An 8,538-nucleotide genomic window follows, 5' to 3' on the forward strand; every position below is an offset into this window, starting at 1 on the left:
TCGCCGCCGGGCCGCCGCCCAGGCGATCCCCAGCCGGGCAGGGTAGATTCTGCGGATGCCGGAGCTCGTGTACCCGCCCGTTATCGCCGCCGCCAAGACAATGTTCCGGGTCCTCGACCTGAAGATCACCATCGAGGGCGCTCACCACGTACCCCGCACCGGCGGGGCGGTGTTGGCCAGCAACCACGTCAGCTACCTCGACTTCATCTTCGCCGGGCTGGGTGCGAACGCGTCGGGTCGGCTCGTCCGGTTCATGGCCAAGCAGTCGGTCTTCACGCACCGGATCTCCGGCCCGCTGATGCGCGGCATGCGCCACATCCCGGTGGACCGGCAGGCCGGCGCCGCCTCGTTCCGCTCGGCCGTCGACGCGCTCAAGCGCGGCGAGGTGGTGGGCGTCTTCCCGGAGGCCACGATCAGCCGGTCGTTCACGGTCAAGGAACTCAAGAGCGGCACCGTGCGGATGGCCCGTTCGGCGAAGGTGCCGGTGCTGCCGGTCGCGCTGTGGGGCACCCAGCGGCTCTGGACGAAGGGCCGCCCGCGCACCCTCACCCGCCGGCACACACCCATCACCATCCTGATCGGCGAGCCGATCCACCCGGCGGACTTCCCGGACCCGAACGTGCTGGCCGCCGAGCTGACCACCCGGCTGAGCGCGCTCGTCGAGCGGGCCCAGCGCGAGTACCCGGACGCGCCGGCCGGCCCGGAGGACACCTGGTGGCTGCCGGCGCACCTCGGTGGCACCGCGCCGACGCCGGAGGAGGCCGCCGCGCTGGACGCCGTCGGCGAGGAGCGCACCCCGAGCGTCTGAGAATGATCAAGACCGGTCGCGCGGACCGGCTTCACCAACGCCCGGACGCCGCGCCGCCTGCGAAACCGTCCCAGGAGGTCGGCTCCGGTCCCGAGCGGTAGTAGTCGTCGCGGGAGCGGAACTCCACCGGCAGCGAGCCGGGCAGGGTGATCCGGGTTTCCCCGGCGGCCAGCGCGGGGCCGGCCCGCAGCAGCAGAACGTCGCGCTCCTGTGCGGAGAGGTCCACGAGTTGCGGGCGGGTGAGCCGGAACATGGCCGCCGCCCGGCGCACCTGCCGGGCCAGCGCGATGATCTCACCCGGTGACCCGCCGAGGGCCAGCGCCGGCTGCTGGATGGTGCGCAACGCGTCGCAGACGATCATGAGCTGCGCCGGATCGGTGCGGGGAAGCTCCAGCCGGGACGGCCACTGCCAGCGGATCTGGCCGGTCATCAGACCGGTCAGCCGCCCCGCCGGCCGGGACCGCGGGGTGTCGTCGTCGACCAGGGACAGCTGCGAGCCGGTGCCCACCCAGCAGATCCGCTGGTCGGTGACGGTCACCGAGACCGGCCCGGGAAGCTGCCAGCCGCGTCGTGTCTCGGTCGGCCCGAGCAGGTAGCCAGCGACGAGCAGCCGGTGTCTGCCGAGCACCTTCTCGCCGGGCAGCGGGCGCATGTCGTAACGCCGGTCGAGGGTCGGGCCCACGTCGTCGTCCGGCGCGTCGAACCGGTGTGGGCCGATGAAAAAGGGGGACGCGTCGGCGTGCATCGTCACGACCTCCCGGTCAGCTGGCTGTGGGTTGAGCCTCGCCGATGCGCCGGCCGCTGTCATGACGCCCGTTAGGGGGTCGGCCGGTCGTGCGTCGCCTGTGACCGGTAGATGCCGATCTCCTCCGGGCGGACGAGCCCGTCCTCGATCGCACGGGCGAGCAGAGCGGCCTTTGTGGCTGCCGGCCGCCCCGCCCGGGTGTACTTGATCCGCGCGCGGTCCACATACTGCTTCACGGTGTGCTCGCTGATCTGCATGCGACGGGCCACCGACGCCTTCGACATCGACTGGAACCAGAGCAGCAGCGCCTCTCGCTCCTTGTCGGACAGCATCGGCCGGTCCGGCCTCGGGTCGCCGACCATCGCGCCGGCGAGCGCCGGCGGCACGTACGGGCGGTCGCTCGCCGCGGCCAACACGGTCGCCACGCAGTGCTCCCGGCCCTCGTGCTTGGCCAGGAAAGCCACCGCCCCGGCGTCCAGCGCGGCGAGCATCGTCTCCGGGTCGGTGTGCTCCGAGTAGACCACCACCCGTCGCCCGGTGGCACTCAACTCGGCCAGCTTGTCCAGCGCCATCCGGCCGTGCAGCCGCAGGTCGAGCAGGACGACGTCGGCGTCCGGCGCGGCGCGCAGCACCTCGTCCGGGTCGTCCCCGGTGGCCAGCACGGTCAGTCGCGGCTCGCTGGCGAGCCAGGCGCGCACTCCCTCGACGACCACCGGGTGGTCGTCGACGATCGACACCCCGACCAGCCGGTCACCGGTCACCCCAACCACCGGGTCTGCGCCCATCTGATGTCCCCGTCCCGTTCGTAGAGGTGCTGCACCGGCCCGTCCTCGTGCTCCCCGGGCGGAGGGCCGGTCGCGTCCGGCCCCTCCCGGTCCGGCGTGACCAGACTGACCACCACCTCGCCGGGGCCGGACACCACGGTCAGACGCGCCCACCCCCGGGCGTCGGCGAGCAGGCCGGTGAGCGGGTCGGCCAGCCGGCGGCGGATCTGGACCGGCAGCGGCGGTGGGGTGCCGATGGCGATCAGGTCGATCGGCAGCCCGTTGCGTTCGGCCAGGTCGGCGGCGGCCCGCAGCTCGTGCAGCAACGGGTCGGGCACGTCGTCGGACTCGGCGATCAGGCGGCGCAGCCGGGCCGCGGCCAGCACGCAGCGGCGCTGCGCCTCCGGGTCGTCCGGGGCGATCTCGCCGGCGGCCAGTTCGCCGAGCACCCGTCCGGCCGCCGCGCCGACCAGGGCGAGCCGGTCACGGCGTTCCTGCCGGCCCCGCTCGGCGGCCGCCCGCTCGGCGGAGAGCGTGTGCAGCGTGGCAGCCGCGGCGGCCCGGTCCCGGGCCAGGCCGACGATCACCGCGCTGCCGACGAAGACCGCCACCGGCAGCGAGAAGGTGCCGTAGACGTACATGGTGTAGCGGGCCAGGTCGGCCGGGCCGGGGCCGTGCGCGAGGACGGCGGCGAGCGCGATCAACGCGTGCGTGGTCAGCAGCGCGACCAGACCGCTGACCCGCCGACCCCACAGCGCCAGCACGAAGAACCAGCCGAGCGTGCCCCACACCCAGTTCGCGGCGGCGAACAGTTGCCGTTCGCCGACCGCGGCGAAGACGGCCGCGTCGACGGCGAGCAGCAGCCCGGCGAGCGGCCAGGGCGGCAGCGGCGCGCCCCGCAGCAGCCGGACGCCGGCCACCGCCCCGGTCACGGCGACCAGGATCCAACCGCCGAGCACCACCGTCGGCGCGGTGAACTGGGTCCGCGTCGCCAGCACCGCCGGCAGTCCGATCGCGACATGCCAGGCCAGCGCGATGGCGACGGCGACGATCCGGGCACCCCGGTCGGAGGCGTGCGCCACCGCGGCCGGCGCGGCGAGCACTGCCGGCTCGGGCGGCGTGGGCCCGTCGGCCGGGCCGGGCGGCGGCCCCGGGATGGGCGCCTCGCGGGTGCGGGTGCGCTCCGCCGAGGCGCCGAGGTCAGCCGACACCGGGCCACTCCAGTCGGATCCGGGTGCCCGCACCGGGCGCGGAGCGCACCTCGGCCCGCCCGCCGACCGCCGCCATCCGACCGTGGATCGACTCGCGCAGCCCGTACCGGTGCGCGGGGACGGTGTCCGGATCGAAGCCGGGGCCGTCGTCGACCACCTCGACCACGACGGAGACCGCGTCGCGGGTCAGCCGCAGTGTGGCCCGCGCGCCCGGCGCGTGCCGGACCACGTTGGACAGTGCCGCGTAGGCGCTCTCGGTGATCGCGTCGGCCACCCCGGCGGGCACCGCGCAGGAGGCCAGCTCCAGGCCCACCGCCAGTTCGGGCAGCCGGTCGGGCACCGTCCGCAACCGACCGTCGAGGGGAACCGGGCCGTCGCCGGGCACCGGGCCGAGGTCGGTCAACGCGACGAGAGTACGCAGGTCGGCGGCGCACCGGTCGCGGAACGCGGCCGACGGGCCGGCCACCGCGCCGAGCCCCACCATGGTCAGCGTGCCGAGCACGGTGTCGTGCAGGTCCCGATTCTGCTGGCGCTCCGCCTCCCGGGCGGCCCGGGCGACCAACGCCTCCCGGGTCAACCGCTGGTGCTCGGCGAACGCCCGGTCGGCCCGCCCGATCCGGCGGCGCATCACCGCCGTCATCATCGCCGTGCAGGCCGTCTGCACCAGCAGGGTGGCGGCGTGCGCCCGGGCCTCGGCGGGGTTGCCGGCCGCCTGCGTGCCCACCACGTAGGTGGCGGTGACCAGCAGCCCGGCCGGGACGGACCAGCGGGCCGGTGCGGTGGCCTGCGCGTTGATCACCGTGGTGCTGGCGAGCACCGCGATCCAACTGCCCTCGCCGGGCAGCACCTCGGGCGCCACCAGGCGAGGGATGAGCAGACAGGCCAGCGCGGTGAGCCCGACGTCACCGGCGACCAGTGCCGGGGTGATCCCGTGGCGCACCGCGCGGCCGGCGTACCAGAGCGACCAGCCGGTGAGCGCGGCCACGCCGGGCAGCAGCAGGGCCGGTTCGACCGGCGGGGTACGCACCGACAGCGCCACCGCGGCGCCGACCAACCCGCACGTCAGCCGTAGCAGCGCCGGAAATGTGGTGAAGATGAGACTCAACGCCCCGCCGGCCGGGCTGTCCAGGACGGGCGGTGGCACGGTCGGGGCGGCAGTCGCCGGCATCGGGAGCTGTCCTTCCGACAACGACCCGGTCCGGGTCCGCGCGGCAGAGATCGACATCGGAGAATAGCATGGCACACGGTGAGCGTTCACCCACCGTGCGCATGGTGTCGCCTTATCGTCACTCTGCGCTGCGGGGCTGGATCAGGTCCCATCGATTGCCGTACAGATCGACGAAGACCGCCACCGAGCCGTACGCCTCGTGCCGTGGCTCCTCCAGGAACCGCACCCCGGCCGCGACCATCCGGGCGTGGTCCCGGGCGAAGTCCTCGGTGTGCAGGAACAGCCCGACCCGGCCGCCGGTCTGGTCGCCCACCCGCGCCTGCTGCTCGGCGCTGCTCGGTCGGGCCAGCAGCAGCGCCGTCTCCCGAGCCCCCACCGGGCGCACCACCACCCAGCGCGAGCCGTCCGGGCGGGCCGTGTCCTCCACCAGCTCGAAGCCGAGGCCGCCCACGTAGAACTCGATCGCCTCGTCGTACTCGCGTACCAGTACCGCGACCAGTCCCAGATGTGCCATCGGGCCATCATGCCGACGGATGCGCCGGCCCCGGCGGGCGGCGTCGCCCATGGTCGGCGACGTCACGCGGGAACCCCGCCGGACGGCCGCCCGTCTCATCCGGCGGTAGAGAGGTGGTGAGCGGGATGCGCTCGGGCGGAACGACACTGGTGGCGGCGCTGCTCGGCCTGGGGTTGTGCGGGCTGGTAATGGCAGGCTGCGCGGGCACGGTCAACACGCCGAACGATCCCGGCCCGGCCGAGATCGTCGAGAAGTGGACCTCCTGCGCCCAGGTCGCGCCGCAGGCAGGCGTCGTGCTGCCCGTACCGCCAGGGTCGGACGGGCCCGCGGCGCCGATGCCGGCCGGGGTCGAGCCGCGCGTCGGACGGATCGACCCGGCGTTCACCCCGGTCGCTGCAGTGCTGTGCGGCCGCGACGTCGTGCCGGGGGCCGCTGGTGGCCGGGAGGAGGTGGCCACCGAGCGCCGCGCCGGCGACATCGGCCCGCTGGTCGCCGCGCTGGGACTGGCCGACGAGGAACGGGGTCGGGGGGACATCGCCTGCACGGCCGACATGCTCGTCCCGCCCTGGCTGGCGCTGCTCGACGACAAGGGTCGGTGGCTGCGGCCGTACCTGCCGACGGACGTCTGCGGCAAGCCGCGCCCGGAGGTGCGCGCGGCGTTGGACGGGCTGCGCCTGACCACTGTCGACAGCCGTACCGTCGGGCAGGTCGAATCGTCGGCGGCCGAGACCGCCGGCTGCGAGCAGCGGTGGTCCGACATGGTGTGGGTGGAGACCACCCTCGGACGTCCCGGACGTGTCGTGCCCGGCGCGAGTCCGAAGGCCGGGCCGCTGCGCCTCTGCGTCTACGAGGTGCCCCCGTCCGAGCGGGGCGGCGGCAAACCGGCCGGTGACTTCGTGTACGGCGGGCCGCTGCCGCCCGAGCGGCAGGCGACGGCGCTCCGGGCGCTGGCCACCACCCGGCCGGCGGCCGACTGTGCCACCCCGGCGTCCCGCTTCGCGGTGCTCCGGTCCCTGGATGGCGGTGGGCCCGAGTGGTACGTCGAACTCGACGCCTGCCGGCGCTTCCTGGTCGTGGCACCACCCGGTGGGACGCAACTCGGGCAGGGTGACGCGGCGTTGGCGGCGCTGTTGGGACCGGTCTGAGCGCGCGCCGGACTCAGCCCACCGGCAGCGCCTTCGTGCCGCCGCCGGCGATCGACCGCTTCACGGCGGCGCCGCCGGACCAGAAGTAGCAGCGCACGCCCCGGTCGCCGCGCGCCCACAGCTCCTGCGAGGGGAAGCGGTACGCGGTGCCGGCGCGGTAGCGCAGGTTGGCGTCGACGGGCACCTTGGCGTAGCGGGCGACCAGCGTACGGCATGCGGGGTGGACCGCGTCCTCGTCGCGCACGGCGTCGGCGTAGGAGCGATCCGGGGCGGTCCAGACGCCGACGAACTCGTACTGGTGCCCGGCCGTGCAGGCGGCCGGCCGCAGTCGGCCCCACTCGTCCTCGTTCATGCAGCCGTACGTCAGCGGCGAACGGCTGCCGACCGCGTTGCGCAGCGTCCCGGACCGGTGGATGGCCCGGTCGGAGTCGCCGTTGGCGCCGTCCACCTCGTCCAGCTCGAAGATGTCGCACCGGTAGGAGCGGCTGCCACCCGCCCAGCCGTCCGGCGAGGTCGGCGCGACCTGGACGGAGAGCCGCGCGGTGCGCCAGTCCCCGCCGACGAACTCCTTGGCCCGGGTGTCGCAGTCGGCGAAGACGCCACGCATGGCCGCCGACTCCACCGTGGGTGGGGTGCTGCGCGCGGCCAGGGCGCCGGTGAAGGTGCCGACGTGGAACGTCTCGACCAGGTGGGTCTTCGCGCAGTCGACGGGGGAGTAGCTGCTCAGGTACGAGCTCGCCTCGGGGATGACGTGGCACTCGCCGGCCTTCGGAGTGAACTGCTGCGCCGCCGCCATCGGTCGCCAGTCGTCGGACAGGTCACCGTCCGTGCCGGCCGGCGTGCCGCAGCCCGCCAGCGCCACCGTGAGGAACGCAGCCGCGAGCGCTGCCCTGCCGTACCGTCGCATGTGTTTCTCCCCGTGGCCCCCGTGTGGACGCGCGCAGCATATGGCACCGGTGCGACGGGTCGGCACCCGCTTCCGGCCGGACCCGGTGCTACCCGTGGAAGACGCCCGCAACCCGGTCGGATGGTCGGAGGGCTACCGTACGGTCGCGCCATGGCAGCCAGCATTGACCTGACGCTCGACTCCACCGCCGCCCCGATACTCGCCGCGTTCTGGAAGACGGCCCTGGGCTACATCGACGAGCCGCCACCGCCACCCTTCACGACCCGCGCCGAGTGGCTCGCGCAGTTCGATCCGCCGGAGGACGACGTTGCCGACGACGGCGCGTGGCTGTGCGACCCCGACGGCACCGGCCCCCGCCTGTCCATCCTCAACGTCCCCGAGCCCAAGACGGCGAAGAACCGGCTGCACATCGACATCCGGGTGCCCGGTCACGGCACCCCCGACGAGCGGTGGGCGCGGATCACGGCGGAGGCCGCTCGCCTCGTGCGGGCCGGCGGAAGTGTCCTGGAGGAGGCCGACCGGCACCACGTGGTGATGGCCGATCCGGAGGGCAACGAGTTCTGCGTCGCCGCCGCAGCGGCCGCCTGACGTCGTCGTGATCCCCGGCCGAGGGGCACGCGCGGTGCGCGTACCCCTCGGGCTTCTCAGCGGGCGCGGACCGCGACGGCCGTGTACGGCGTGGTCGGGGTCGGTGGCGTGGTGAAGCGGGCGTTGGGCAGGTACAGCCGGCCGAGGGCCTTGGCAACTGTGGTGGGCACGTCGAAGTTCGGGTCGGTGATCGTGCCGGTGACGGTTCCGGCGGTGCCGGCGCGGTTCAGCGTGACCACCGCGATCTGGTTGAGGCTGTTCTGCACGACGTAGAGGGTGCGGCCGAGCAGCAGCAGGCCGTCACCGTTGGTGAAGGTGTAGCCGGGCACGGCCACGACGGTGGTCGCACCGGTCACCGGGTCGACCCGGAACAGTGTTCCCGTGTTGGACTGGACGACGATCAGCGCCCTGCCGTCCGGTGTGGTGGCGATGCCGTTGAGGTTCACGCCGGTGCCGACCTGCTCGTATGCGCCGGTCAGCGCGATGGTCGTGAAGCCGTCGGCAGGCGGCAGCGCGCCACCGCGACCGAGTGGCAGCCGGTAGAGCACCGGCCGGTTGGAGTCGGTGACGTACGCGGCGTCGCGGGTCAGGACGACGTCGTTGACGAATGTCGGGGCGGTGGCGAACTGGTAGCGCGCCAGCACTTCGCCCGTGCGGGTGTCGAGCACGCGAGCGTCGCCGGCCGTGC

The 8,538-nt window shown here is 74.2% G+C and carries 10 protein-coding genes; 3 read left to right on the top strand and 7 right to left on the bottom strand.

Features of this window, described 5'->3' with window-relative positions; all coding sequences use genetic code 11:
* Positions 1–55 precede the first annotated feature (55 nt).
* On the top strand, positions 56–808 hold the full coding sequence (locus tag AB0J68_RS20795; protein WP_354858746.1) for a lysophospholipid acyltransferase family protein: 753 nt from the start codon (positions 56–58) through the stop codon (positions 806–808).
* 31 nt (positions 809–839) lie between these two features.
* On the opposite strand, the gene AB0J68_RS20800 is transcribed toward AB0J68_RS20795, so the two are convergent.
* The 5 genes from AB0J68_RS20800 to AB0J68_RS20820 form a co-directional block, all read right to left on the bottom strand.
* Positions 840–1,553 carry a hypothetical protein gene (locus tag AB0J68_RS20800; RefSeq protein WP_355066117.1) on the bottom strand — a complete coding sequence of 238 codons (714 nt, stop codon included), beginning with the start codon at positions 1,551–1,553 and terminating at the stop codon, positions 840–842.
* 71 nt (positions 1,554–1,624) lie between these two features.
* Positions 1,625–2,338, bottom strand: coding sequence for a response regulator transcription factor (locus tag AB0J68_RS20805; RefSeq protein ID WP_354858750.1), 714 nt, complete (start codon positions 2,336–2,338; stop codon positions 1,625–1,627).
* Entirely contained in the window at positions 2,311–3,420 is a 1,110-nt protein-coding gene (locus AB0J68_RS20810) for a hypothetical protein (RefSeq protein ID WP_354858816.1), read from the bottom strand. Before AB0J68_RS20810 ends, AB0J68_RS20805 begins: the two co-directional genes overlap by 28 nt.
* Before the next feature lie 97 nt (positions 3,421–3,517).
* On the bottom strand, positions 3,518–4,696 hold the full coding sequence (locus tag AB0J68_RS20815; RefSeq protein ID WP_363940017.1) for an ATP-binding protein: 1,179 nt from the start codon (positions 4,694–4,696) through the stop codon (positions 3,518–3,520).
* A gap of 118 nt (positions 4,697–4,814) precedes the next feature.
* A complete protein-coding gene (locus AB0J68_RS20820; protein ID WP_363940019.1) occupies positions 4,815–5,210 on the bottom strand; it encodes a VOC family protein in 396 nt (131 codons plus the stop codon).
* A gap of 125 nt (positions 5,211–5,335) precedes the next feature.
* Here AB0J68_RS20820 and AB0J68_RS20825 point away from each other — a divergent pair, with 125 nt between their 5' ends.
* Entirely contained in the window at positions 5,336–6,355 is a 1,020-nt protein-coding gene (locus AB0J68_RS20825) for a hypothetical protein (RefSeq protein WP_363940021.1), read from the top strand.
* Positions 6,356–6,368: 13 nt separating this feature from the next.
* Here the strand turns inward: AB0J68_RS20825 and AB0J68_RS20830 are convergent, their stop codons facing one another.
* The gene (locus AB0J68_RS20830) at positions 6,369–7,262 is read right to left on the bottom strand and encodes a septum formation family protein (protein WP_363940022.1); all 894 of its coding nucleotides are present in this window, start codon (positions 7,260–7,262) and stop codon (positions 6,369–6,371) included.
* 150 nt (positions 7,263–7,412) lie between these two features.
* On the opposite strand from AB0J68_RS20830, the gene AB0J68_RS20835 reads away from it, so the two are divergent.
* Entirely contained in the window at positions 7,413–7,850 is a 438-nt protein-coding gene (locus AB0J68_RS20835; protein WP_355066127.1) for a VOC family protein, read from the top strand.
* Positions 7,851–7,906: 56 nt separating this feature from the next.
* On the opposite strand, the gene AB0J68_RS20840 is transcribed toward AB0J68_RS20835, so the two are convergent.
* Positions 7,907–8,538, bottom strand: a 632-nt coding sequence (locus tag AB0J68_RS20840) for a superoxide dismutase (protein ID WP_363940024.1), incomplete at its 5' end; no start/stop codon positions are given.

It is taken from the genome of Micromonospora sp. NPDC049580 (genome assembly GCF_040675595.1).
In the GTDB taxonomy this organism is placed as follows: domain Bacteria; phylum Actinomycetota; class Actinomycetes; order Mycobacteriales; family Micromonosporaceae; genus Micromonospora.